This is a genomic window from Vibrio diabolicus, from assembly GCF_011801455.1.
Classification (GTDB): Bacteria; Pseudomonadota; Gammaproteobacteria; order Enterobacterales; family Vibrionaceae; genus Vibrio; species Vibrio diabolicus.
This window is the reverse complement of sequence record NZ_CP042452.1, coordinates 970,658-995,049: the sequence shown is the minus strand read 5'-3', so window position 1 is coordinate 995,049 and position 24,392 is coordinate 970,658. Positions and strand designations below refer to the sequence as shown.

Sequence of the window (24,392 nt, the reverse complement as noted above, 5' to 3'; positions counted from 1 at the left end):
GTCTATCTAACAAACAACATAAAACAGCCCAGCATGATGCTGGGCTGTTTTGTTCGTTCAGTTAAGCGTTAACGTTGCGTTTACAGGACAATGGTCACTCAGTTTGTAATCTAAAACATCTTGTGAGCTAAACAGCGTTTGATGCGCGTTTTTCGCTTTTATTTGCGGGCTAACAATAATGTGATCAATCAAAGAGCGGAATTGGTGTGTTTTTCTTGGGTTCTTATTTGAGCGAACCTTGCAATCCGCTTTGGTATCTCGCGTTACCAATTGTGCATCGTTACCAAGCGTCATGATCGCCCACAGCCAATCACGTTGATACGACAAGTTGTGATTGAAATCGCCCATTACGGCGTACTGCTGCTTTTTCTTTTCTCTCTCGCTCATCCATTTCGCAAGTGCTTCTCCTTGTTGGCTCAGTGTTTGGCAATTGCGGTTGTTTTTGTATGCTCCGCTGCATCCTGCTTTTAGATGCACAGAGAGCAGGTGAAGCTCGTCCTTTTGGTTTGGGTTAACGACGATGTAGCTGGCAAAGCGCAACTTGCTATTACCACGCGTGATTGAGAAGTCTGCTGGGTCAGACACTTCAATGTCTTTACGCACAGCAAAACCGGTGTACTGGTTGGTATCAGAAAACTGAAGGTGCTTATTGTTTGATTGAGCTCGATCAGAGAGGTAAATCGCGTAGCCATTTCCTACGGCTTTTTGAACGGCGGCTTTGGAGTCGACCTCTTGAAAGGCGATGATGTCGGCTTGAGTTTTATCCACATATTGGTTGAGTTTGACGAAATCGTCACTGGTTCTCGAAATCTTACCTCCATTTATAGACAGCCATTCTATATTCCAACTGGTTAAGTTGATGGAGTTTTGAGCAAGTGACGTTGAACTAAAAATTAATAAGGCAGTAACAAATAGTGATCGCATATTGGCTTGTTTCACTCCTGGATTTTAGCGTATTCCTTTCCAACCTTTATTCTATAAGACATCCCAAAAAAGCAAGTAGATTTAGTTCCAATTTTGCAATTTTCACGGTTTTCTTCGCAACTGAGATCAGTACCAATAAGATCGATTTGTTCTTGTCCGCTAGCCGATCTTTATTGATCAAAATCAATGTTTTCAAGTGGTGCTTTTCGTTAAATACGCCACAATATATTGTGTTAGCAGAATAAAAAATAACCCCATATAGTGTGTTTGTGGATAACTCTGTGAGTATGCTGGGGTAAGGAGAAGAAAGTGAAACCAATCGTAATCAAGCGTGACGGCTCAAGAGCTCCGTTCAACAGGGATCGTATCCAAGCAGCAGTTGAAGCAGCAGCGGAAAACAAAGATAAAGATGTCGCCATTTATGCTCTTAATGTCGCTCTTGCTGTCGAGTTACAGCTAAAAGATCACGATGAAGTTCACATCCATGAGATTCAAGACTTAGTCGAGAATGAGCTCATGCAAGGCCCTTACAAAGCCCTAGCACGTTCTTACATTGAATACCGCCATGACCGCGACATCGCTCGTGAAAAGCAAAGTGCACTAACTCGTGAAATCGAGGGTTTGATTGAAGAAAGTAACCTTGATTTGATCAACGAAAACGCGAACAAAGACGGCAAAGTTATCCCAACTCAGCGTGACTTGTTGGCTGGGATTGTGGCGAAGCACTACGCGAAAACGCACATCCTGCCTCGTGATGTGGTTCAAGCACACGAAGTGGGTGACATTCACTACCACGATCTGGATTACGCCCCATTCTTCCCGATGTTTAACTGTATGCTTATCGATTTGAAAGGCATGCTAACGCACGGCTTCAAAATGGGTAATGCAGAAATCGATACGCCTAAATCGATTTCAACTGCGACTGCCGTAACGGCGCAAATTATTGCTCAAGTGGCTAGCCATATTTATGGCGGTACAACTATCAACCGTATTGACGAAGTGTTAGAACCTTACGTCATCACGAGCTATGAAAAGCATTTAGAAATCGCGAAAGAGTGGAACATTGCTGAGCCAGAAGAGTTTGCTAAAGCGCGCACAGAGAAAGAGTGTTACGACGCATTCCAATCTCTGGAATACGAAGTAAACACATTGCACACGGCGAACGGGCAAACCCCATTCGTAACGTTTGGTTTTGGTCTTGGTACAAGCTGGGCGTCTCGTCTTATTCAGCAATCGATTTTGAAAAACCGTATCGCTGGTCTTGGCAAAAACCGTAAAACCGCCGTATTCCCTAAATTGGTGTTCGGTATTAAAGACGGTCTAAACCACAAATCAGAAGATCCAAACTACGACATCAAGCAACTTGCGCTTGAGTGCGCGTCTAAGCGTATGTACCCAGACATTCTTAACTACGACAAAGTAGTGGAAGTAACTGGTTCATTCAAAACACCGATGGGTTGTCGTAGCTTCCTAGGTACTTACGAAGAGAATGGTGAACTTATCCATGAAGGTCGTAACAACCTTGGTGTAGTTAGCTTGAACTTGCCACGTATCGCGCTTCGCGCAAAAGGCAGCGAAGCGAAGTTCTATGAACTGCTTGATGATCGTCTACGTCTTGCTCGTAAAGCACTAGAAACACGTATTTCTCGTCTAGAGAACGTAAAAGCGCGCGTTGCACCAATTCTATATATGGAAGGTGCATGTGGTGTGCGCTTGAAAGCGGACGATTCGATTGCAGAAATCTTCAAAAACGGCCGTGCATCAATTTCTCTAGGTTACATTGGCGTGCATGAAACTATCAACGCGTTGTTTGGTACTGAAGCGCACGTTTACGATGATGCCGTATTGCGTGAAAAAGCGGTCGCGATCATCAAACATCTAAAAGATGCGGTGAATCAATGGGCTGACGAAACTGGCTATGGCTTTAGCTTGTACGCAACACCAAGTGAAAACCTATGTAGTCGTTTCTGCCGCATCGACACCAAAGAGTTTGGTTTGATTGAAGGCGTAACAGACAAAGGTTACTACACCAACAGCTTCCACTTGGATGTTGAGAAGAAGGTTAACCCTTACGACAAGATCGACTTCGAGATGCCTTACCCAGAAATCTCAAGCGGTGGCTTCATCTGTTACGGTGAATTCCCGAACATGCAACGTAACGTAGAAGCGCTAGAAAACGTGTGGGACTACAGTTACACCCGCGTTCCTTACTACGGAACCAACACTCCGATTGATGAGTGTTACGAATGTGGTTACACCGGCGAGTTTGAATGTACAAGCAAAGGCTTTACTTGCCCAAGTTGTGGCAACCACGATTCAACCAAAGTATCGGTGACACGTCGCGTATGTGGCTACTTGGGCAGCCCAGATGCACGTCCGTTTAACTTCGGCAAACAAGAAGAAGTTAAACGTCGAGTGAAACACCTATAAGGTTAATTACCACTCGATTCAACACTTTGAAAATCAACCTGCTTTAGGTTGATTTTCTTTTTCGCGATAACAAAGAGACGCATTATGAACTACCACCAATATTATCCAATTGACGTTGTTAACGGACCGGGTACGCGCTGCACATTGTTTGTGTCGGGCTGTGTACATCAGTGTCGTGGCTGTTATAACCAGTCGACGCAACGCTTGGATTCGGGAGTGTTGTTCACGCAAGAAGCGGAAGACAAGATCATCAATGACTTGAATGACACGCGCATTAAGCGTCGCGGTTTGTCGTTGTCGGGCGGAGATCCGCTTCATCCTGCTAATGTACCTCATATTTTAAAGATCGTGAAAAGGGTGAGAGAAGAGTGTCCCGGTAAAGACATCTGGGTTTGGACAGGCTACACACTGGCTGAACTGGATGACGCGCAAAGAGAAGTGGTGCAATACATCGATGTTTTGATTGATGGTAAGTTTGAACAAGACAAGAAAGATCTCAATCTCGAATGGCGTGGCAGTTCAAACCAAATCATTCATCGCTTTACGGATATTTAATCAAGTATTCTCCAAACATAAAAAGGGCTCACACGTGCATAACGTGTGAGCCCTTTTGGTGTGAGTTCGTTAGTGTATTTCCAGTTACGCTGTCACCGCTTGGTCATCCTCGACTATATTATTTATCCAACGTTTAGATTGGATACGATAAGTCGTAAGTACGCCTTTCACAAATTCTTCAGCTAGCAGAGACATCAAGACAAAATGCAAAGGCAACCCGAGTACCATACCAGTGTAATAGGTAAGGGGAATACCAATAGCCCACTGACCAAACGTATCAATGAAAATACTGTAGCGAATATCTGCGCCGCTCTTTAGTACGCCGCCAATCCCTACCATGTTAAAAACTCTCAAAATCATACCCAGCGCCATGACTAAGCATACGTTGAGTGCCATTTCTGCATCGGTTAATGGGCTCAGTACCAATAGATGATGAATCAGAGGCGAGCTCAACCACACTAGGAAAAACAATAAGGTGGCTAAGATTGCGCTGGTTAACACATACCACCACGCCGTTTTCTCGACCCGATCATAATGTTTTGCGCCAATATCATTCCCAAGAAGAACGGATGCAGCGACCGCAAATCCCATAAAGGTTGAAATCAGTACGCCTTCAATCGGGGATAAGAATGAGATGATCGCAAGTTCTGAAACGCCCAATTGACCATAGATGATGCTGTAAACGATCAGCCCACCAGTCCAGAGCGCATCGTGGACCAACATGGGTAGAGAAACCTTAAAGTATTTTTGACGATACTGCTTTAAACGGCCTTTCGCCCAATCGAACTTGGTCGGAATAAGGTATGCGTAGCGTTTACAGAAAAAGTAAATCAACACTGCCGTTTGGAAAAATCGAGAAACAAAGCTGCCAACGGCTGCACCAAATACGCCCCATTGAGGGAAGCCGAATAAACCGAAAATCAAAACATAATTAAGCACGACGTTCACGACAATCGCGGAGACACTGACGTTGGTTGCCAGTTTGGTTTGGCCTACGGCGCGCAATACCGCTTCTATTGGCACCACTATCGCGGTTGCAATGAGGCTAAAGCCCGTAATCACAAGATAATCACGCGCATAAGCGACGTATTCAGGAGCGTCTGACATGAAAGAGACGATCTCTTTATCAAAAATCGCGTAGAGAATAATAAACGGCAGCGTCACTAAAATGGAAATACACCAAGATTGCGCCAATGTTCTGCGGATTCCTGCCAGGTTCCCTGAACCGTAATATTGAGAAGCCAGCACTGTTACTGCACCGCAAAGACCGAAAATGACTGCAAGGTTAAAGAAAAAAATGCGATTTCCGACTCCAACGGCTGCAGTGGCGGATTCGCCGAGTTGGCTCACCATGAAAATATCCACGACGCCGAGTAACGCAAAAAGCATGGATTGAAGTGAAACAGGAAGGCCAATCGAAATCAGCTTTTGCCAAAATGCTTTATCGATGTATTCGCGTGTTAAGAGCATCGCATTTCTCCTTAAAGATTAATGCGAGTAGTTTATCCCTATGATTTGGCGGTGTATTTTTCAAAGGCATCCAAAACCTTTGTAAAACTCTCCACTAGTGTATATGTGAGCCAATAAATCATGGAAGATAAACAAGAACGCTACGCGATTTCAGAAAAAACCTATCAAGAGTTTATTGATCACAGTCGAGTACTGGCATTGGAGGAGAGAGGCATTGTGCAGTGCGGAATTGCAACCTGTCGTGACTTCTTCTCTGTTTATCGTAAAAACCAAAAAAAACACATGCTGCTTTACACCGTGCGCGGTAAAGGTTGGTTAGAAAGTGGGGCGTGTCGATATGATTTGGAGCCTGGCTCGTTGATCACGGTGCCTGCAGGTGTTGAAAACGGTTTTGGTATGGAAGAGGAACCCTGGCAGATCGCATGGCTTTTTCTTACTCCTGATAGAGCATGGCCAATGATAGAGAGTAATATTAGTTACCAGCTCACATCTGCACCTGAGGTGATGTATGCGTGTATCCAAACGTTGTTACGCAGTATTAATCTTCCTATTGATTATGGTGGTGCGGTTGGTGCACATAGCGTGGCTCAGTTAGAGCTGATGTTAAACATGCCGCCCTCAGAGTCGATATCACGCAGCCAATTGAGGCTTCGGCGCGTATTCGATCTTGTCCAGCGTCAGCTCCATAAGGATTGGAGTGTCGAGCAAGTGGCAGCTTTATATCCATGTTCGGAGCCACATTTGCACCGTCTGACTCAAAAGCAGTTTGGTCGAAGCCCGATGGCACATTTAACACGTATGCGCATGGAATACGCTGCTAGGTTACTTCGTTCAACAGAATGGCCGATTCAACATATTGGAGAGATAGTCGGATATCCAACTAGTGCCAACTTTAGTACACGTTTTAAAGCGTGGTCGAGCATGACGCCAAGAGAATTTAGGAAAAGCTGAAGAGTGGATTGGTATATTGAGGAGTGAATCGTTCTTTTTATAACCGATAGAGCGCACAAAACTTATCGTAACCCAGAATTTTGTTCTCTAATTGATGAAATAAGTGAAAAATCATTTCGCCATTTTTTGCGATGGTGTTAACGTGAGGTTCGGTACTTGAATTTCAAAGGGTTATGACTTTCATGTTTTCTAATCTCCCAACTCCCGTATTAGATCCTATTTTATCTCTATCCGTTGCATACCGTAACGATGACCGTCCAAACAAGGTTGACCTTGGTATTGGCGTCTATAAGAACAGCGCAGGCGAAACGCCGATCATGAAAGCCATTCAAATGGCGCAGGATGTCGTTGTTGAAACTCAAAAAACCAAATCGTACGTTGGTCTTGCGGGTTGCGAAGAATTTAATAAAAGCATGATCGATTTGCTACTGACGGGAACGTCAGCAATGGATCGTGTTGCTGCCATTCAAACGCCAGGTGCAAGTGGTGCGCTGCGTATGTTAGGTGACCTGATGAAGGTCGCACAGCCAGATACGACGGTTTGGATTTCAAACCCTAGCTACGTAAACCATAAACCAGTGATGGAAGCGGCAGGTCTTAAAGTTAAGTTCTACCATTACTTTTCTCCAGAAACGAAACAAGTAGACACTGCAAAAATGATGGATGACCTTGCGAAAGCAGGACCTTCCGATGTTGTATTGCTGCATGGTTGTTGTCACAACCCAACAGGCGCAGATATCGATTTTTCTGCTTGGCAAGCCATTACGGAATTGTCACAGAAGAACGGTTTCACCCCATTTGTTGATATTGCCTACCAAGGCTTTGGTGATGGCTTAGAGGAAGACGCAAAAGGGCTTCGCTTCATGGCAGATAACGTTGAAGAGATGTTAATAACGACGTCATGTTCGAAGAACTTTGGCCTATATCGCGAGCGCACAGGTGCGGCGATTGTCGTTGGTAAGAACATGCAAGACGTGGCCAACGCAAAAGGCAAGCTACTTACGTTAGCGCGTTCTACTTACACGATGCCACCCGATCATGGAGCGGCTTTGGTTAAGACGATTCTTCAAGATGACAACCTGACTTCCGTTTGGAAGCAAGAGTTGAGTGAAATGCAACATCGTTTGGTTAGTCTTCGTCAAAGTTTGTGTAACGAATTGAGAAACAACCATAATACCGATCAATTTGACTTCATTGAGGGTCACAAAGGCATGTTTACTGTGCTAGGCTTTAGTGAAAACCAAATGGCGCAACTGCGTGAAGATTATGGCATTTATGGTGTTGGCGATGGTCGAATTAACATCGCTGGACTTACCGAAACTCATATTCCATACGTAGCGGACGCAATTAAGAAAGTATCTCAAGCTTAATTGGAGTGTGGATGAAAAACTGGAAACTGATTCTGCCGCTTATGATGAGCGGCAGTTTAATTGCTTGTACGTCAACTCAAACGACGCAGGAACCTGCTGAGCCTGAGTCGCCGAAGGTCGAAGAACCTGTCAAAGTAGAGCCAGAAGTGAAACCAGAGGTTGATCCAACGCCTGAGGTTGAGCCTAAGCCTGAAGTAAAACCTGAGAAAAAGCCCGAGCCAAAACCGACAAAACCAGCCAAAGTGACAAAGACACCAGACGGCATGTTGATTCTTGGTTCTGAAGAGTGGGTTTACGTTCCTGAAATTGATCAAACCTTCAAAGCTAGGGTTGATACAGGGGCGACAACATCATCAATTAGCGCGACAGACATTGTTCCGTTTGAGCGTGATGGTAAAGATTGGGTTCAGTTTAAGATCGACTTGGGCGATAAAGAAACTAAAGAGTTTAAAGTACCTGTAGAGCGCTGGGCTAAAATCAAGCAGTCATCGTCAGAAGAGGTGGATAAACGAGCGGTAGTAAAAGCGTATATTACCGTCGGTGACCACAAAGAAAAGACAGAGTTTACGTTAGCTGAACGTGGGCATATGAAGTTTCCAATTTTACTTGGTCGAAGCTTTTTTAGAGATATCGCCGTTGTGGATGTATCGAAAAAGTATGTCCAAGATAAACCTAAAAAATCCGGCAAAAATTAATGCCTTATTACTAGTTCCGGCTAACAATCGGTACTTAACAAAAATGGCCTCCGAAACCGGAGGCCATTTTTATTGAATCACACACTTGTTAATGCAGTTGCTTAGTTACTTAATTAAAATGCAAAACGAGCAGACATCACAATTTGTTGGCCATAGACACCATTATTTTTGAAATCCGCGCCAAGTGATAGTTGCTGAGTAGAGTGGAATCTTGCGCCAAAATTATAAACGGTATTGGAATCGTCGTTATCCATTATTTGACCGATACGGGCATGTAGCTCAACATTTTGCATGAACCAAATACGAGTACCAATATTCACTTCAGTGCGCCACTCGTCACCCACTTTATCACTGCCGTTTTCTTTAATGTTGTGTACCAACATTTGGCCATAAATATCTGCAAATTGGCCTGCTGGGCCGTTAAAGCCAATACCACCAGCAATGTCCCAGTCTCCGCTAAACTCACTGTCTGCGCGAGCAATGAAGTGGGTGTTTTCTGTAAAGTAGGTATTGAACTCGCCACCAAATGTACCAGGGCTAGTGCCCATGCGAAATTCCATCGTGTTGTAGTTGAAATTATTTGCATGTGCGGAAAGTGGCAAAACAGCGCACAAACCAAAGGCTGCAACCTTTAGAGCTTTACCTAGCATGGTGTCTCCGGGCAAGATGATTAAAATGAACAAAAAAATGGTCTGCAAAAAGCAGACCAAGATTGATAAAGCTATCATTTTAAGTGCTTGCCGTCACCATTTAGCTGTAGTGCTCACCACATCATGCTGATATCCAAAGCAATCGGGGTTGTTTTACATGATCACCAGTTGCTCGACTTCAATTTCTGGCTTATTTCCGCCTTCAAATTCACCAAACAGACGGACTTTAGTCGTGTGATCAATCGGAGTGTTTAGCTGAATATCGTCATCGAATTCCACCATCACTTCACCGGAACCGTCGCTAAAGACAAACTTATCCGCACGAACTTGACGTAATAAGTTACCTTCAACGACTACATCTTTTTCAGTAAACATATTGGAGTCGTTTAGCAAGGCGTCCAATTTTTCCACAGTGACAGGACCATTAAACTGCAAGTTTGATTGGTTTTTAGCGTGATCTTTCGCGAATGCGATAGAAGGAGCAATAACTAAGGCGGCGATTGTTGCGATAATTGTATTCTTTTTCATGTTACATCCTCATCGGTTTGTTTTGATGGGTTCATTAAAACAGAGCTTGTTTGAACCAATGATGATTTCAACATTCATATTCTATTCATTTGCTTGAGTAAGTGGGGACGATGACGTTATGATTGTTCATCTTCCTCTATTCCTTACAAATGTTCATGAAATCAGCGATCCCATCTTTAATGGTTCAAGGCACCACTTCGGATGCCGGAAAAAGTGTCCTTGTGGCAGGTTTATGCCGTGTATTAGCGAGAAAAGGGATAAACGTTGCCCCATTTAAGCCACAAAACATGGCACTAAATAGTGCGGTAACCAAAGATGGCGGTGAAATAGGTCGAGCTCAGGCAGTTCAGGCACAGGCGTGTAATATTGAGCCAACCGTGCATATGAATCCGGTTTTGATTAAACCTAACAGTGATACAGGTGCTCAGATCATTTTGCAGGGCAAGGCGCTTTCAAATATGGATGCGGCTGGCTTTCATGATTACAAGAAAGTTGCGATGGATACGGTGTTAGATTCCTTCTCTCGTCTGACTCAAGAATTTGATTCGATCATGATCGAGGGTGCAGGGAGTCCTGCTGAAATCAATTTACGAGAAGGCGATATTGCGAACATGGGTTTTGCGGAGGCCGCTGATGTTCCGGTGATCATTGTTGCTGATATTGATCGTGGTGGTGTGTTTGCACATTTGTACGGAACACTCGCGTTACTTTCTGAATCTGAACAAGCGCGAGTAAAAGGATTTGTTATCAACCGTTTTCGAGGTGATATTCGTTTATTGCAATCGGGCCTCGACTGGCTAGAAGAAAAAACAGGCAAACCTGTACTCGGTGTGCTTCCTTTTCTTCATGGTTTGAATTTAGAAGCAGAAGACGCGATCACCGCGCAGCAAGAGTTGCACTCTGAGGTAAAACTGAATGTCGTTGTGCCTGTTTTAACCCGGATTAGTAATCATACTGATTTTGATGTGTTGCGATTGAATCCCGACATCAATCTACGTTATGTAGGCAAAGGCGAGAAAATAGATAAAGCCGACCTTGTTATTTTGCCTGGGACCAAATCAGTTAGAGACGACTTAGAGTATCTAAGAAGCCAAGGGTGGGATAAAGATATCTTACGTCATATTCGTCTTGGTGGAAAAGTGATTGGTATCTGCGGTGGCTACCAGATGCTTGGAAACTTGATTGATGATCCAAATGGCGTCGAAGGCCAGCCGGGTCAAAGCGAAGGGCTTGGCTTACTAGACATCACCACGACGCTAACTAACAGCAAACAGCTTACAAATACACAAGCACAGCTTTCTCTTAATGGCAAAACAGCCAATGTAAAGGGGTATGAAATCCACGTAGGACAAAGTGAAGTGCAGGGCATTCAACCTCTTACATTGAGTACTGGTGAAGCAGAGGGGGCTATCAGCAAGTGTGGCCAAATCATGGGAACCTACCTTCACGGGTTCTTTGATGAGGCAGATGTCTTAAGCCTGGTGTCAGAGTGGGTAAACGGCACTCAAATCAAACAACAAGACTTTGAAGAGTTAAAGGAGCAAGGAATTAATCGTATTGCAGATGCGATAGAACAACATATGAACATTGATTTTTTGTTTAAATAGCACATTAACTGATTGAACTTTCTACCCAAATAACCAGTTCTTTCGCTTGCCTTGTATTGGAGTTTCTCTATGAAAGCATGGAAAACGCATGCTTGCCTCGCGGCAATATTAAGCATTTCATTTTCAGCTAACGCAGCTACGAACCTCAAAGTGTATGCGGCGTCTTCGATGACGAATGCGATCGACGAAATCGCCCAAAACTTTGAAGAAAAGTATGACGTTTCTATCACTCCCGTTTATGGTGGTTCTTCTTCTATCGCTCGACAAATTATCAACGGCGCACCAGCGGATATATTCATTTCTGCGAATACTAAATGGATGGATTATTTGGTCGATAAAGACGTTATTTCTCGTGACAATGTCACAAGCTTGGTGCGCAATAGCTTAGTGTTGATTGCGCCTCAGTCTTCAGAATTAACCTCATTTAACTTCTCTGATGCAACAGCATGGGAAAAGGCATTGCATGGAAATCGCCTTGCGTTAGGCAATCCGACGTCAGTGCCTGCTGGTATGTACGCGAAAGAATCACTGACTACACTGGGTGTATGGAAAGAGGTTCAAACTCAAATCGCACCAGCAAAGAATGTGCGCCTAGCGTTGGCGTTGGTTGAACGTGGGGAAGCACCTTTAGGCGTGGTCTACAAAACCGATGCGCAGTTAACCGACAAAGTCAAAATTGTTGGTGAATTCGCGAGTGATACGCATGCGGCTATTGTTTATCCGGCTGCGGTTGTGAATGATTCTACTGAGTCTGAGCAGTTCTTCCAGTACCTAAAATCGGACGAAGCCGCACGCGTTTTTGCTCAATATGGCTTTCAGCAATAAACCGGCTTTCAATCATAGGGACGAAGCGTGACAGAACTGGAATACCAAGCCTTAATGTTAAGCCTCAAAGTGGGCGCGTACGCAGTACTTTGGCTCATTCCTCTCGGCGTTTTTCTTGCTTGGCTACTTTCTCGAAAAACGTTCTTCGGTAAATCGATTCTAGATAGCTTAATTCATTTACCACTGGTATTGCCGCCGGTGGTTATCGGCTATTTGTTGTTGATTTCTCTTGGGCGGCAAGGGTTTCTTGGCAAGTGGCTCTATGAACATGTAGGGCTAGTCTTTAGCTTTAATTGGAAAGGAGCAGTAGTCGCTTGTATTGTGGTGGCCTTGCCTTTGATGGTTCGGTCTGTGCGGTTAAGTTTAGAGAACGTTGACCCTAAACTGGAACATGCCGCGTCAACGTTAGGCGCTTCTCCTTTAAAAGTTTTTCTCACCATTACGTTACCACTGACCATTCCCGGAATTATTACTGGGACGATGCTGTCCTTTGCTCGTAGTCTTGGTGAATTCGGGGCGACGATCAGTTTCGTCTCTAACATTCCGGGAGAAACCCAAACGATTCCACTGGCAATGTACAACTTTATTGAAACGCCAGGCGCGGAAATGCAGGCGGCTCGCCTATGTATCATTTCTATCGCGCTAGCTTTGTCTACATTAATGATCTCTGAATGGCTAAATCGCAAAGCGGCAAGTCGGTTGGGTGCAAAGTAATGACGATTAAAGTTCAATTTAAACAAATGCTTGGTGATACTGATTTCGATATCAAACTTGAGTTACCTTGTAACGGAATTAGCGCTTTGTTTGGGCGATCTGGTGCGGGAAAAACCACGTTAATTAATATTATCAGCGGATTAGTTGCACCAAAACAGGGACATGTTGCGATTGGTGATCACGTTTTGTTTGATAGTGAAAAGGGGATCAACTTACCAACACACAAGCGCGGTATTGGTTACGTGTTTCAGGATTCACGTTTATTTCCTCACTATTCGGTTCAAGGCAATTTGTTGTATGGCGTTAAAGAAAAAGATGACGAGTACTTTGATGCAGTCACCGAACTCTTGTCTATCAAACCGTTACTAAAGCGCTTCCCGATCTCACTGTCTGGTGGTGAAAAGCAACGTGTTGCGATTGCGCGCGCATTACTATCAAAACCCAACTTGCTTTTGATGGATGAACCACTTGCGTCGCTTGATATGCCGAGAAAACGTGAGGTGATGCCATTTCTGGAGGAATTGTCGGATAAGGTTAATATTCCGATTATCTATGTCACGCATAGCCTGCAGGAGATCTTAAGACTCGCTCAACACCTCGCTATTATCGATCAAGGTAAAATTACGAGTTCAGGTAAGCTTGAAGAAGTGTGGGCTTCTCATGCGATGCGTCCATGGCAGTCTTTCTCGGATCAAAGCAGCTTATTTGAAGGCCGAATTGCTGAACATCATGAGCGTTATGCGCTGACTTGTGTCAGCCTTGCACCTAATGCATCACTATGGGTGCAAAAGATTGATGGTGAGCCAGAGACGCCAATTCGCTTACAAGTGCGTGCCAACGACGTTTCTATTACGCTAGAGCAACCTAAGGCGACTTCTATTAGAAATATCCTGCCTGCGACGGTCGATTCAATCGAGGTGTTTAACGCGGCTGATGATAAACAGAGTATTAATGTATCGCTAAAGCTAGATGAGGGATGTTATTTGTGGGCAACGATAACACCTTGGGCGCTTGATGATCTCGACTTAAAGGCAGGTGATAGTGTATTCGCACAAATTAAAGGTGTCAGTGTCACGCAAAAAGACGTGGCATTAGCGCCGCATTAATCATTTAAAGCTACGCACGCTTAATGATCAAAAAAGGCCGCAAACGCGGCCTTTATTTTGTCGGAAAAACGTTATTTTGCGAACACTTCTTTGAATTCGCGTTTAAGAAGTGGGTCGCGACGTGCTTTCTTAAGTTGCTTAACCATGTCTTTCACGCAGTTGTGAAGCACATTATCAAGTAATTGAGCGCGGTATTCTTCTTTATCTTCATCTGTCATGTTTTCTGGCAGATTAAGAGTAGGGAATTCTTCCATCACGTTGATACCAGCAAATGCTTGGCCAACAGAAACTAGAGCATGAAATTGCTCGAAGTTATCTAGAATGTTCTGAGCACTTGCAGGCATTTCGTCCCAAGACTCACGCACTGCTTCTTCAGACACTTCATGGATAGAGGTAACCATTTCGAACATTTGCTCTGGAACTTCGTCAAACTCGATAACTTTACGTAGTTCAGGAGAAATGGTTGCTAGATCGATTTTTTTGCTTTCGCTGTTAGTTGCTTCTGACATGGTGTGTCTCTCATTACAAAAAGGCGGGAATATTAATACCAAATGCATCAAATAGCTATACCCATGTGTCCGCAAGATGACCAGAACACGTGAGTTTGTTGAACTAACGTTCGTTGGTCATGTTTTGGTAGGGCAATTTTCAGTGTAATCGTTATAGACAATTGATTCCGTGATATTTAAACAAAAATATAGCACTTAATTATGAGTCGAATGCAACAACTCTTTGAGTATGGTATATGTTTAATAAAGACAAAATAAGAAATGGAACGCGTTATGCAACCGACAGGGACATCAATGCGAATCCTCCTGGTTGACGATGTTCAGCTAGATAGGATGCAGTTGGCTATTCGTCTTAAGCAACTTGGACATATTGTAAAAGCGGTGGGTAGTGGGCTAGAAGCACTAAACACCTACGAGAGTTTTGATCCTGAACTGGTATTACTCGATATATCGATGCCAGATATGAACGGTTTTGAAGTCTCTCTTCATATCAGAGAAACCTTTCCCGACTGGATCCCAATAATTTTCCTGAGCAGTCACGAAGAGCCAGAAATGATTGCAAAAGCCATAGAGGCCGGCGGTGATGATTATTTAATTAAACCCGTAGATAAACTCGTACTGAACTCTAAGCTTATCGCAATGCAGCGTATTGCCCATATGAGACGAGAGCTTAAACAAGCGACAGCTCAGTTGGAGAAAGTGAATCAACTTTTGACTCAGCAAGCGAATGAAGATGGCTTAACCAAACTCTATAACCGTCGTTATATCGATCATAAGTTAGAATCGATGGTTGCATGGCATGGCCGTCACAACATGCCAATGGCTTTGATTTTATTGGACGTCGATTTTTTCAAACCCTTTAATGATAATTACGGTCATATAGAAGGAGATCGTTGCTTGCAAGCCATTGCGAACCAACTTAAAGCAACATTTTGTCGCTCTGGCGAATACGTAGGGCGTTATGGCGGAGAAGAGTTTGTGGTGTTACTGGGTTGCACAGACGCCCAAACCGCAGAGAGAGAAGCAGAACGTATACAAGAGGCCATGTATTTTCTGGATTACCCACATGAGTATTCTAGTGTGTCCAGTAGAGTGACAGTGTCACAGGGTGTTTTTGTTTTTCAACCAACGGGAAAAGAGCAGCAGTCTGATTTGTATGCGACGGTGGATAGAGCGTTGTATACCTCAAAGTCTTTAGGAAGAAATACACATACGGTGGTAAATACAAGTTGAAACAAGCTGTTATCAATAGTTACGCCTTAGCTACACTGTCACTTTTCTCATTATGTTCTAAGGCTAATTCGATTCAAGATCAGATACAAAAAGAGTATGAAAGGAACTTTGCTATTGGGATCGTTCTGTCAGATAGCGATGTCTTTACGGTAGGATTTCATGATTTCGATCCGAACGAATACTTCAACATAGATAACGAAGACATTGGTACTCAAGATTCGGTTGATCTCAGAAAGAAGATCGCTGTGTCAACGCTACCATTTAGTTTTGATTTGTTTGAACAAGAGGGAATACAAACTCACTACCTATTAAATGGCCGAGTTTATGCCTTAAGTACAGAGCAAGATGTGTATGTAGACCAAAAAGGACAGATTCCAGATAAAAGTAAAGAGTTAGTCATGGGCGGATATATTGAGTTTGCTGGAGAAAAACACCTCACAGACAAACTAACGCTTAGTGGCGCAATCGGCTCACACTTAATGTACTATCAAAACGATTATAGTTATCGTAGTAATGCACTGAATGACCTAAAACCATTTCTAGAAGGTGTATACCTAAACACCAGTGCTTGGGCCGTTGTTGGAGAAGTCAACACAAAGCTCAAATACCTAGAGCATGAATCGTGGGGGAAATGGTACCTCTGGTCGGCTCCTCACTATTTTTATGGCACTGGCTGGGGTAAAGCAAATAATGGTGATATTGGCAATCCGGAAGGCTGGTATTGGGTCAATGGAATAAAGGTGTTTTATGATTTTACCCACATCGGAGATACTGTGCAGTCAGTGTATTCGAGCTTCAATCGAGTTGATATTGGTGGTGATACAAGAAAACCCATGAATACTGTACACTACTACGAAGCCAGTGTTGGATGGTTAATGACACCACCATTTGACTCCGATTGGATAGATAATATCGGGATCGGATTGACGATCAATTATGGCAGTGCGTTAAAAGGAGGAAGCTTAGTCTTGTTCTTTAATCAAGATTAGTCAGCTAACTTTCGCTCAGGGGTATTAATGAAGCCTCACGCAATTGCGTCCAGCTTTTTTCGCTTTGTAAAGCGCTTCGTCCGCTAACTTAATCACGTCCTGAGGTGCTTGCCCGTTTTTGCTGTCGGCCGCTCCGAAACTTGCGGTAACAAAGACCGACTTTCTCCTCGAACTGTCGTTACCACGCTTTTTTTGACCTTGTTTATGGTTATCTGGGCGGGATTCTTCATCACGTAAAATCATCTCATACTCTGCAATGGATTTACGTGCTTCTTCTAAAAACTCTTTACACTCATCTGCGTACTTGCCTTTAAAGACGATGGTAAATTCTTCTCCGCCAAATCGATATACTTTTGCGCCACCGGGAGTTTTAGTTAGACGCGAAGCGACCATTTTTAATACGTCATCACCCGTATCGTGACCGTAGGTATCGTTAAACTTTTTAAAGTGGTCAACATCAAGCATTGCGATCGTGAACTTTTTGCCCATGTGTTTTAAGTCAAGGTCGAGTGCGCGTCTACTCGGGATCCGCGTTAAGCTATCTGTGAAAGCCAATTGATGGCTGGCAGAGGCAGCATAAATAATGATAAGCAACCCCGTTAGCGTAAACATGGTGCTAGATATGTATTGCACATCAAAGAAAATGAACGTCGCGGACGCCAGCACCATTGCAGAGTAGGTCATCGCATGGATGATTTCATTCTTCTTTAAAACAAGAATACCGAGGAAGCAGACAATACCCACACAATATAGAACTAGAATAAAAGGCAGTTTAGAAACCGTAGGTACGATAAATAAAATGCCGCTTGTCCATTGTTCAAACCCACCTTCAACGTAATACGCTAACGTAAGGTAAGACCAAAGAACGAACATCGTTAACATCAAGAGGTAAGTAAACATGGCTCTTGAGTCGAAACCGTCTTTACTAAACAAAAATACCGCAAGAAAAGAAACAGGAAGTAGCGTGGCTAAAATGGTCAGCTCAAGTAAGGCTGTACCACTTTGAAGTGGAACTTGTAGCCTGTGCTGTATCACGAAATAGGCCAGTAACGTCGCTAAGCACACCATTGACTCCCGACCTTGCTTAAATGAATAGCAAAGGAGCAGTGCACAGCCTAACAGTATGTACGGCAAATTTGCGGCAATACCCCAGTTTGACTGAGTCATCTGAATGATGTTGTTCATGCTCGAACTCACTAATCCCAGCAACATAAATGGGAAAAGGAATCGAAAGCCTGATGAAGTCATTGATGATGAGGACATCTATTACAAATTGCCTGAAAATAGTTGATTATATAATTGGTTAGGTTAAGCGTTTCATCAATATAGATATTAATCTGCTATCGATTTTCATGCTTCGAGAACTAGCAAGAATACGTCTATTTGCTCATTTTCCCAAGTATTTTGGGAGACATTACGACAAAAAGAGAGAGATTGATTAAATTAAGAGCAATCAATAAGTTGTTATAAACAAGTCGTTGCTATACTTGTTTTCATAGAACAAGGGAGATTTGCCAATGCAGATAAGTTCAGATGTGCATAACTACATGGAAACACTTGTTGGACAAGTGCTCAGTTTGCCTCAGTTTGTAGAGCAGTATAACAACGAGCAGCTCGCAGATATTGCGTGCCTTGCACTTATTCAGCTTAAACCTGTCTATATTCGTCATGATATTGATTTTCTATCTTCGCTTCCGGAACAAAAGCTCACCCAATTTAAGCAAAGTGCAGATATCGCGGTGAAAAACGCGGCAGAAATGGTGAAAGAAGACCGGCGTAAAAACCGAGATTATGATGTACCTGTAATTTTTACCCATACCAGTTATGATGAAGACAAAGAATTGGACTGGTATGAAAAACCAATCCTCAATGTCAATATTAAGTGATACAAGCTTAATCTATCGATGAGCTTACCCAAGGAGGAACCGTGGGATTTTTTTCGCGTTTGTTTGGTGGTAGTGAAAAGACTGCTGAAGTAAAAACTGTGGAACCAGTTGAGTACAAAGGTTTCCTTATTTACCAAGAGAGCCTTTCAGAGGGTGGGCAATACCGCATTGCAGGTCGAATAGAAAAGCAATACGACGATGAAGTGAAAACGCATCGATTTATTCGTTCAGATTTGCTCGGCTCGGAACAAGATGCCAATGAACTTATGTTGAAGAAATCTCAAATGTTTATCGATCAAATGGGCGATAAAATCTTCGACTAACAATTCACCGCAACTTGATTCCAATCATCTTAAAAAGAGCCATTAGTGTATATGCTGATGGCTCTTTCTTTTTTTAGAGCTTAAATGTTTGTTAAGTCAGCATTTAATTATGATCTGGTTAGACCTCAGTCTAGTAAGGCATGGCGTTGTTATTTTTCGTGCTCAGAGCGACAATCATTCATTACTTAGCGTTATATGTAATGAAATTTAGTATTTAAATTACAAAACACTTGAAGTAATGAGACGCGTTCGATACAAACAGAATAATAACAGGGCTGTTAGTCAAGGTGTTATTGTGCAAATGGGTGGCCCCAAACACCATCTTTCGTTTGCAATTGTCTTGCGTGGTAAACAGATAGAAATAAAAAAGAGTTAGAGTAGAGCGACGCTCTGTTTTGGGACTAATTTATTGATATGTATACAAGGAGTATGCGTTTTGCAAATCGGTGTACCTAAAGAGATACTTGCGGGTGAATCGCGAGTAGCTGCATCGCCGAAGTCGGTTGAGCAGTTAATAAAGTTGGGATTCGATATCGCGATTGAATCCCAAGCGGGGGTGCTTGCGAGTTTCGATGATGCTGCTTATGAAGCTGCTGGTGCGAAAATCGTTTCTAGTGAAGAAGTTTGGGCATCTGGTCTTATTCTAAAAGTTAATGCGCCAATCGTAGATGAAGAACAAGGCATTGACGAAATCGCACTACTACAAGATGGTGCAACACTTGTTAGCTTTATTTGGCCTACTCAAAACGCAGAGTTGATGGAACAACTTTCAAGTAAGAACATTAACGTTCTTGCCATGGATTCTGTTCCTCGTATCTCTCGTGCACAAGCCTTAGACGCGCTCTCTTCGATGGCTAACATCGCTGGGTATCGTGCGGTTGTTGAAGCAGCTCATGAGTTTGGTCGTTTCTTTACAGGTCAAATCACGGCTGCCGGTAAAGTACCACCAGCGAAAGTATTGGTCGCTGGTGCGGGTGTGGCTGGTTTGGCTGCAATCGGTGCTGCGGGTAGCCTAGGGGCTATTGTTCGTGCATTTGACGTTCGCCCAGAAGTAAAAGAACAAGTTGAGTCCATGGGAGCAGAGTTCCTGACCGTGGATTTCCAAGAAGACTCTGGTTCTGGTGACGGCTACGCAAAAGAAATGTCCGATGACTTCAACAAAAAAGCGGCAGAGTTATACGCAGAGCAAGCTAAAGATGTTGATATCATTATTACGACCGCGCTCATCCCTGGTAAACCTGCGCCGAAGTTGATCACCAAAGAAATGGTCGACAGCATGAAAGCGGGCAGTGTCATTGTTGACTTGGCAGCCGCTAATGGCGGTAACTGTGAATACACAGTGAAAGACCAAGTTATCATGACAGATAATGGCGTAAAAATTGTTGGTTACACTGACATGGTCGGCCGTTTGCCAACGCAATCTTCTCAACTTTACGCGACAAACCTTGTTAACCTTCTAAAACTGCTGTGTAAAGAAAAAGACGGTAACATCAATATTGATTTCGAAGATGTTGTTATCCGTGGTGTCACCGTGGTTAAAGAAGGTGAAATTACATGGCCTGCGCCACCAATCCAGGTTTCAGCGCAGCCGCAAGTGAAACAAGAGCAACCTGCGAAACCAGAGCCTAAAGTAGAAGAACCTACCTCTCCAACGAAGAAAATTATTGGTGTAGCCGCGGCAGTAGGTGCTTTTGCTTGGATTGCATCGGTTGCGCCGGCAGCGTTCCTTTCTCACTTTACTGTATTTGTTTTAGCTTGTGTTGTCGGCTACTACGTGGTTTGGAATGTTACCCATGCACTTCATACTCCGCTTATGTCGGTAACGAATGCTATCTCCGGCATTATTGTGGTTGGTGCATTACTGCAAATTGGGCAAGGTAATGGGGTCGTTTCATTCCTATCCTTTATTGCTGTATTGATCGCCAGCATCAATATCTTCGGTGGTTTCACCGTCACCAAGCGTATGCTTGAAATGTTCCGCAAAGATAAATAGGAGTTACAATGTCTGCAGGATTAGTACAAGCAGCTTACATTGTTGCTGCATTATTTTTCATCATGAGTTTGGCGGGGCTTTCAAAGCAAGAGTCCGCTCGTAATGGTAACTACTATGGTATCGCAGGTATGACGATCGCGCTGATCGCGACGATCTTCAGCCCTGATGCTCAAGGCTTTGGGTGGATCATTATTGCGATGGCGATAGGTGGGGCGATCGGTATTTTCTATGCGAAGAAAGTAGAAATGACCGAAATGCCAGAACTGGTTGCGATACTGCACAGCTTTGTAGGTTTAGCTGCGGTTTTAGTTGGTTACAACAGTTACCTTGATGCGCCAGAAGCAGCAACTCATGCTGAACATGTTATCCACCTTGTAGAAGTATTTTTGGGTGTCTTCATTGGTGCCGTAACATTCACGGGTTCAATTGTTGCATTTGGTAAGTTACGTGGTGTGATTTCTTCTTCGCCGCTTAACCTTCCCCACAAGCACAAAATGAACCTTGCAGCGGTTGTGATTTCTACGCTTCTTATGATCTACTTCGTAAAAGCAGATGGCAGCATGTTCGCTCTGATTGTGATGACACTGATTGCGTTCGCGTTCGGTTACCACTTAGTTGCTTCAATTGGTGGTGCTGATATGCCAGTTGTCGTTTCAATGCTGAACTCATATTCAGGTTGGGCAGCAGCAGCAGCAGGTTTCATGCTCGCAAATGATCTATTAATCGTAACAGGTGCGTTGGTTGGTTCTTCAGGTGCGATTCTTTCTTACATCATGTGTAAAGCCATGAACCGTTCGTTTATCAGTGTTATTGCTGGTGGCTTTGGTCAAGAGATTGTAATTTCAGGTGACGAAGAGCAGGGCGAACATCGCGAAACAACGGCAGAAGAAGTCGCTGAAATGCTGAAGAACTCAAAATCAGTAATCATCACTCCAGGATACGGTATGGCTGTAGCGCAAGCGCAGTATCCAGTGCATGAAATTACTGACGTACTTCGTTCAAAAGGTATTGAGGTTCGCTTTGGTATTCACCCAGTAGCAGGTCGTCTTCCGGGACATATGAACGTGTTACTTGCTGAAGCGAAAGTACCGTATGATATCGTTCTTGAAATGGATGAAATCAATGATGACTTCGCTGAAACCGATACCGTACTGGTTATCGGCGCTAACGATACGGTAAACCCAGCAGCTCTTGAAGATCCGAACAGCCCGATTGCTGGTATGCCTGTACTGGAGGTTTGGAACGCGAAAAATGTAGTGGTATTCAAGCGTTCAATGAATACTGGTTACGCAGGTGTACAGAACCCACTGTTCTTCAAAGAAAATACATCAATGCTATTTGGTGATGCGAAGGAAAGTGTTGAGTCTATTTTTAAAGCACTCTAACCATTCTTGATTTAAAACTATACAGGGTCAGCAATCGCTGGCCCTTTTTTGTTCCGTTTCAATGTTATAGTAATGCAAATCCTTCTGTTAGCAGATGTCAATTGCTTGTAGATTGATGTATAGTTTTGGCTAATGTAACAAGTGACGGTAACAGTTTGATTAAAAAGTTTTTGCTCGGTTTTGCAACTGTATTGCCGCTTTTTTCGGCACCTGCATTTTCCGATTCACTACCAGAAAGAATAGATACGTTTACAGAGCTATTTAATTATGAAGTAGCTCTTAAATCGTATGATATTCGTATTCTGCAATCAAATTATCCTACCAAGTTACTTGCGCCAGATTCGCTTCTGCCGCAAACGTCTGACTATCCGTTAAAAGATATACAACAGCTTTACAGCTTAGCGAATACTTGTCGTGGTAAATTGCCACTAAGTCCTTTAATTACTGAGCCGTTAGTATTTACAAGAGCTATCTGTAAAGGGACGCAATTGACACCACGTTGGTTCTCGCGTAGTGGCCTCATTCACCCTGGTGGTGGGACTTATGCTGCACGCTATGTGGATAAGTATCCAGAACTCAAACCCAAGCTTGCTCAATACATGCATATTAAAGAGCGTGACAATGAGGAAGGGGATGAGTTGTTAGAAAGCTTGAAAAACATGGACGACGACGCCATTAATGCTTTGATTGCAGGCGCGAGCATGTTTATCGAAGGTAACGAACTTTGGTTACGACGTGGTGACCGTTACTTTGTTTTCGAGAAAGATATCTGGGAAGAAAACGTCGCTAATGCGGGTTTGTCGTACGCTCTAGCGTCTCAAAGCAAAAGTTGCTTTGTTAAACGAGGCAATATTTGTTGGGATGTAGAAGATCACTCACAAGTTTTGCGGATCAGTATGATCATACTGGTAATCGCAAATATTCTTCTAGTGATTGGTTGGGCTGTATACCGCTGGAATAGTAAGCGAGAAGAGCTCCGTAGTAGAATGCTTGTGTTGCAAATTTTAACGCATGAGCTCAGAACACCGATTGCATCTCTATCACTGACGGTTGAGGGCTTTCGCCGAGAGTTCGAGCATCTACCTGAAAGCGTGTATGACGAGTTTCGCAGATTGTGTGAAGATACACGTCGTTTGCGTCAATTGGCAGAAGCGAGTAAAGATTATTTGCAATCTGATAACCAAATGCTTGCAACAGACTGGGTTCCGTCTGTCGCAGACTGGTTAGAATTTAAGATCGAAGAAGAATTTGATAGTGCCGTGCTTTTCAACATCAATGAAGATGTGGCTGCTAAAGTTAATGTGTACTGGTTAGGAACTTGTATCGATAACTTGCTTCGTAATGCACTTAAGTACGGTATTGCACCAGTTGAATTGGATGTTTCAACTAGTGAAGAAAAAATAGTATTCCAAGTCCGAGATGCTGGTGGCCTAACGGCTAAAGATTGGGCAAATTTGAAGAAACCGTTCGTCAGTAAGAGCGGGTTAGGACTTGGGTTAACAATCGTTGAATCTATGGTAGGCCGCATGGGCGGAAAAATGTCCCTGATGGGACCACCTACAACCTTTATATTGGAGATACCTTGTGAAACAGACACTGCTTCTCGTTGAGGACGATAAAAACTTGGCTGATGGCCTGTTAGTAAGCCTGGAACAAGCAGGATATGAGTGTTTACATGTGGAACGTATTGCAGACGTAGAACCACAATGGAAAAAAGCTGACTTGGTTATTCTCGATCGCCAACTCCCAGATGGTGACTCTGTACAATGTCTCCCAGAATGGAAACAGATTAAAGACGTACCAGTTATCTTGCTAACGGCACTTGTTACCGTAAAAGATAAAGTTGCAGGCCTTGATTCCGGCGCGAACGACTACTTAACGAAGCCTTTTGCTGAAGCGGAACTCTTTGCGAGAATCCGTGCACAGCTACGAGCACCGGATTCAGCAGAGCAAAGCAGCGCTGATAAAGTGATCACAAAAGACTTAGAAATTGATCGTTCAACTCGTGAAGTTACCTATAAAGATGAGCTAATTACGTTAACTCGTACAGAGTTTGATCTACTGCTATTTTTAGCGTCGAACTTAGGTCGCGTGTTTACTCGTGATGAGCTACTTGACCACGTTTGGGGTTACAATCACTTCCCAACGACACGTACTGTGGATACGCACGTATTGCAGCTTCGTCAAAAACTGCCAGGACTGGAAATTGAAACACTTCGCGGTGTTGGCTACAAGATGAAAGCATAAGT

23 protein-coding genes are annotated in these 24,392 nt (G+C 43.5%); 17 read left to right on the top strand and 6 right to left on the bottom strand.

The annotated features are described in order from the left end of the window. Positions 1-57: 57 nt before the first annotated feature. Entirely contained in the window at positions 58-924 is an 867-nt protein-coding gene (locus FR741_RS19745; RefSeq protein ID WP_167427517.1) for an endonuclease/exonuclease/phosphatase family protein, read from the bottom strand. Between the two features lie 309 nt (positions 925-1,233). Between FR741_RS19745 and nrdD the strand changes: the two genes are divergently transcribed. Together nrdD and nrdG are read left to right on the top strand one after the other, a co-directional pair. Further along, entirely contained in the window at positions 1,234-3,354 is a 2,121-nt protein-coding gene (gene nrdD, locus FR741_RS19740) for an anaerobic ribonucleoside-triphosphate reductase (RefSeq protein ID WP_161442232.1), read from the top strand. An 84-nt stretch (positions 3,355-3,438) separates the two neighbouring features. Continuing rightward, complete coding sequence (nrdG, locus tag FR741_RS19735; protein ID WP_005394529.1) at positions 3,439-3,909, top strand: anaerobic ribonucleoside-triphosphate reductase-activating protein; 471 nt, start codon at positions 3,439-3,441, stop codon at positions 3,907-3,909. Between the two features lie 84 nt (positions 3,910-3,993). Here the strand turns inward: nrdG and FR741_RS19730 are convergent, their stop codons facing one another. After that, entirely contained in the window at positions 3,994-5,379 is a 1,386-nt protein-coding gene (locus FR741_RS19730; protein ID WP_167427516.1) for an MATE family efflux transporter, read from the bottom strand. 120 nt (positions 5,380-5,499) lie between these two features. Here FR741_RS19730 and FR741_RS19725 point away from each other — a divergent pair, with 120 nt between their 5' ends. The 3 genes from FR741_RS19725 to FR741_RS19715 all read left to right on the top strand — a co-directional run bounded on the left by FR741_RS19725 (position 5,500) and on the right by FR741_RS19715 (position 8,395). Next, complete coding sequence (locus FR741_RS19725; protein WP_167427515.1) at positions 5,500-6,330, top strand: AraC family transcriptional regulator; 831 nt, start codon at positions 5,500-5,502, stop codon at positions 6,328-6,330. A 182-nt stretch (positions 6,331-6,512) separates the two neighbouring features. After that, complete coding sequence (locus FR741_RS19720; protein ID WP_048625063.1) at positions 6,513-7,700, top strand: amino acid aminotransferase; 1,188 nt, start codon at positions 6,513-6,515, stop codon at positions 7,698-7,700. Positions 7,701-7,711: 11 nt separating this feature from the next. Next, the gene (locus FR741_RS19715; protein ID WP_167427514.1) at positions 7,712-8,395 is read left to right on the top strand and encodes an ATP-dependent zinc protease family protein; all 684 of its coding nucleotides are present in this window, start codon (positions 7,712-7,714) and stop codon (positions 8,393-8,395) included. Between the two features lie 113 nt (positions 8,396-8,508). Here FR741_RS19715 and FR741_RS19710 read toward each other — a convergent pair whose 3' ends face one another. Beyond that, positions 8,509-9,045 carry a hypothetical protein gene (locus FR741_RS19710; RefSeq protein WP_005394515.1) on the bottom strand — a complete coding sequence of 179 codons (537 nt, stop codon included), beginning with the start codon at positions 9,043-9,045 and terminating at the stop codon, positions 8,509-8,511. 153 nt (positions 9,046-9,198) lie between these two features. Continuing rightward, entirely contained in the window at positions 9,199-9,573 is a 375-nt protein-coding gene (locus FR741_RS19705; protein ID WP_005394506.1) for a YgiW/YdeI family stress tolerance OB fold protein, read from the bottom strand. Between the two features lie 155 nt (positions 9,574-9,728). Between FR741_RS19705 and FR741_RS19700 the strand changes: the two genes are divergently transcribed. The 4 genes from FR741_RS19700 (at position 9,729) to modC (ending at position 13,825) form a co-directional block, all read left to right on the top strand. Next, positions 9,729-11,180: a cobyric acid synthase gene (locus FR741_RS19700; protein WP_167427513.1), complete on the top strand. Its 1,452-nt coding sequence runs from the start codon at positions 9,729-9,731 to the stop codon at positions 11,178-11,180. Positions 11,181-11,249: 69 nt separating this feature from the next. Then, positions 11,250-12,005 carry a molybdate ABC transporter substrate-binding protein gene (modA, locus tag FR741_RS19695; RefSeq protein WP_167427512.1) on the top strand — a complete coding sequence of 252 codons (756 nt, stop codon included), beginning with the start codon at positions 11,250-11,252 and terminating at the stop codon, positions 12,003-12,005. 27 nt (positions 12,006-12,032) lie between these two features. Next, positions 12,033-12,719 carry a molybdate ABC transporter permease subunit gene (modB, locus tag FR741_RS19690; protein WP_005394498.1) on the top strand — a complete coding sequence of 229 codons (687 nt, stop codon included), beginning with the start codon at positions 12,033-12,035 and terminating at the stop codon, positions 12,717-12,719. Continuing rightward, complete coding sequence (gene modC / locus FR741_RS19685; RefSeq protein ID WP_104970716.1) at positions 12,719-13,825, top strand: molybdenum ABC transporter ATP-binding protein ModC; 1,107 nt, start codon at positions 12,719-12,721, stop codon at positions 13,823-13,825. The genes modB and modC overlap by 1 nt, the downstream gene beginning before the upstream one ends. Before the next feature lie 71 nt (positions 13,826-13,896). Here modC and FR741_RS19680 read toward each other — a convergent pair whose 3' ends face one another. Further along, positions 13,897-14,334 carry a DUF3069 domain-containing protein gene (locus FR741_RS19680; protein ID WP_005394495.1) on the bottom strand — a complete coding sequence of 146 codons (438 nt, stop codon included), beginning with the start codon at positions 14,332-14,334 and terminating at the stop codon, positions 13,897-13,899. A gap of 273 nt (positions 14,335-14,607) precedes the next feature. Here FR741_RS19680 and FR741_RS19675 point away from each other — a divergent pair, with 273 nt between their 5' ends. Both FR741_RS19675 and FR741_RS19670 read left to right on the top strand, forming a co-directional pair. Beyond that, positions 14,608-15,567, top strand: a complete 960-nt coding sequence (locus FR741_RS19675; protein WP_167427511.1) for a GGDEF domain-containing response regulator — start codon at positions 14,608-14,610, stop codon at positions 15,565-15,567. Next, the gene (locus tag FR741_RS19670; protein WP_047009190.1) at positions 15,564-16,556 is read left to right on the top strand and encodes a Solitary outer membrane autotransporter beta-barrel domain; all 993 of its coding nucleotides are present in this window, start codon (positions 15,564-15,566) and stop codon (positions 16,554-16,556) included. Before FR741_RS19675 ends, FR741_RS19670 begins: the two co-directional genes overlap by 4 nt. A gap of 24 nt (positions 16,557-16,580) precedes the next feature. Here the strand turns inward: FR741_RS19670 and FR741_RS19665 are convergent, their stop codons facing one another. Beyond that, the gene (locus FR741_RS19665; protein ID WP_053808401.1) at positions 16,581-17,819 is read right to left on the bottom strand and encodes a GGDEF domain-containing protein; all 1,239 of its coding nucleotides are present in this window, start codon (positions 17,817-17,819) and stop codon (positions 16,581-16,583) included. A 254-nt stretch (positions 17,820-18,073) separates the two neighbouring features. Here FR741_RS19665 and FR741_RS19660 point away from each other — a divergent pair, with 254 nt between their 5' ends. From FR741_RS19660 to vxrB, 6 genes are all read left to right on the top strand, one after another. Then, positions 18,074-18,442 carry a late competence development ComFB family protein gene (locus tag FR741_RS19660; RefSeq protein WP_085343796.1) on the top strand — a complete coding sequence of 123 codons (369 nt, stop codon included), beginning with the start codon at positions 18,074-18,076 and terminating at the stop codon, positions 18,440-18,442. 41 nt (positions 18,443-18,483) lie between these two features. After that, positions 18,484-18,765 (top strand): HlyU family transcriptional regulator, encoded by a 282-nt coding sequence (locus FR741_RS19655; protein ID WP_005394488.1) that lies wholly within the window; start codon positions 18,484-18,486, stop codon positions 18,763-18,765. Positions 18,766-19,201: 436 nt separating this feature from the next. Then, positions 19,202-20,758 carry a Re/Si-specific NAD(P)(+) transhydrogenase subunit alpha gene (locus FR741_RS19650; RefSeq protein WP_167427510.1) on the top strand — a complete coding sequence of 519 codons (1,557 nt, stop codon included), beginning with the start codon at positions 19,202-19,204 and terminating at the stop codon, positions 20,756-20,758. An 8-nt stretch (positions 20,759-20,766) separates the two neighbouring features. Then, on the top strand, positions 20,767-22,143 hold the full coding sequence (pntB, locus tag FR741_RS19645) for a Re/Si-specific NAD(P)(+) transhydrogenase subunit beta (protein ID WP_005394484.1): 1,377 nt from the start codon (positions 20,767-20,769) through the stop codon (positions 22,141-22,143). 155 nt (positions 22,144-22,298) lie between these two features. Next, the gene (gene vxrA, locus FR741_RS19640; RefSeq protein ID WP_005394482.1) at positions 22,299-23,753 is read left to right on the top strand and encodes a sensor histidine kinase VxrA; all 1,455 of its coding nucleotides are present in this window, start codon (positions 22,299-22,301) and stop codon (positions 23,751-23,753) included. After that, positions 23,728-24,390, top strand: coding sequence for a response regulator transcription factor VxrB (vxrB, locus tag FR741_RS19635; protein WP_005394480.1), 663 nt, complete (start codon positions 23,728-23,730; stop codon positions 24,388-24,390). The genes vxrA and vxrB overlap by 26 nt, the downstream gene beginning before the upstream one ends. The last annotated feature ends 2 nt before the right edge of the window (positions 24,391-24,392 follow it).

What these genes read in the sequence shown, in the direction of transcription:
- FR741_RS19715 (WP_167427514.1), top strand. Translation starts at nt 7,712, where the DNA reads ATGAAAAACTGGAAACTGATTCTGCCGCTTATGATGAGCGGCAGTTTA.
- modA (WP_167427512.1), top strand. Translation starts at nt 11,250, where the DNA reads ATGAAAGCATGGAAAACGCATGCTTGCCTCGCGGCAATATTAAGCATT.
- FR741_RS19665 (WP_053808401.1), bottom strand. Translation starts at nt 17,819, where the DNA reads ATGTCCTCATCATCAATGACTTCATCAGGCTTTCGATTCCTTTTCCCA.
- FR741_RS19745 (WP_167427517.1), bottom strand. Translation starts at nt 924, where the DNA reads ATGCGATCACTATTTGTTACTGCCTTATTAATTTTTAGTTCAACGTCA.
- FR741_RS19700 (WP_167427513.1), top strand. Translation starts at nt 9,729, where the DNA reads ATGAAATCAGCGATCCCATCTTTAATGGTTCAAGGCACCACTTCGGAT.
- FR741_RS19710 (WP_005394515.1), bottom strand. Translation starts at nt 9,045, where the DNA reads ATGCTAGGTAAAGCTCTAAAGGTTGCAGCCTTTGGTTTGTGCGCTGTT.
- FR741_RS19675 (WP_167427511.1), top strand. Translation starts at nt 14,608, where the DNA reads ATGCAACCGACAGGGACATCAATGCGAATCCTCCTGGTTGACGATGTT.
- FR741_RS19705 (WP_005394506.1), bottom strand. Translation starts at nt 9,573, where the DNA reads ATGAAAAAGAATACAATTATCGCAACAATCGCCGCCTTAGTTATTGCT.
- FR741_RS19720 (WP_048625063.1), top strand. Translation starts at nt 6,513, where the DNA reads ATGTTTTCTAATCTCCCAACTCCCGTATTAGATCCTATTTTATCTCTA.
- modC (WP_104970716.1), top strand. Translation starts at nt 12,719, where the DNA reads ATGACGATTAAAGTTCAATTTAAACAAATGCTTGGTGATACTGATTTC.
- pntB (WP_005394484.1), top strand. Translation starts at nt 20,767, where the DNA reads ATGTCTGCAGGATTAGTACAAGCAGCTTACATTGTTGCTGCATTATTT.
- FR741_RS19730 (WP_167427516.1), bottom strand. Translation starts at nt 5,379, where the DNA reads ATGCTCTTAACACGCGAATACATCGATAAAGCATTTTGGCAAAAGCTG.
- FR741_RS19680 (WP_005394495.1), bottom strand. Translation starts at nt 14,334, where the DNA reads ATGTCAGAAGCAACTAACAGCGAAAGCAAAAAAATCGATCTAGCAACC.
- FR741_RS19725 (WP_167427515.1), top strand. Translation starts at nt 5,500, where the DNA reads ATGGAAGATAAACAAGAACGCTACGCGATTTCAGAAAAAACCTATCAA.
- FR741_RS19660 (WP_085343796.1), top strand. Translation starts at nt 18,074, where the DNA reads ATGCAGATAAGTTCAGATGTGCATAACTACATGGAAACACTTGTTGGA.
- nrdG (WP_005394529.1), top strand. Translation starts at nt 3,439, where the DNA reads ATGAACTACCACCAATATTATCCAATTGACGTTGTTAACGGACCGGGT.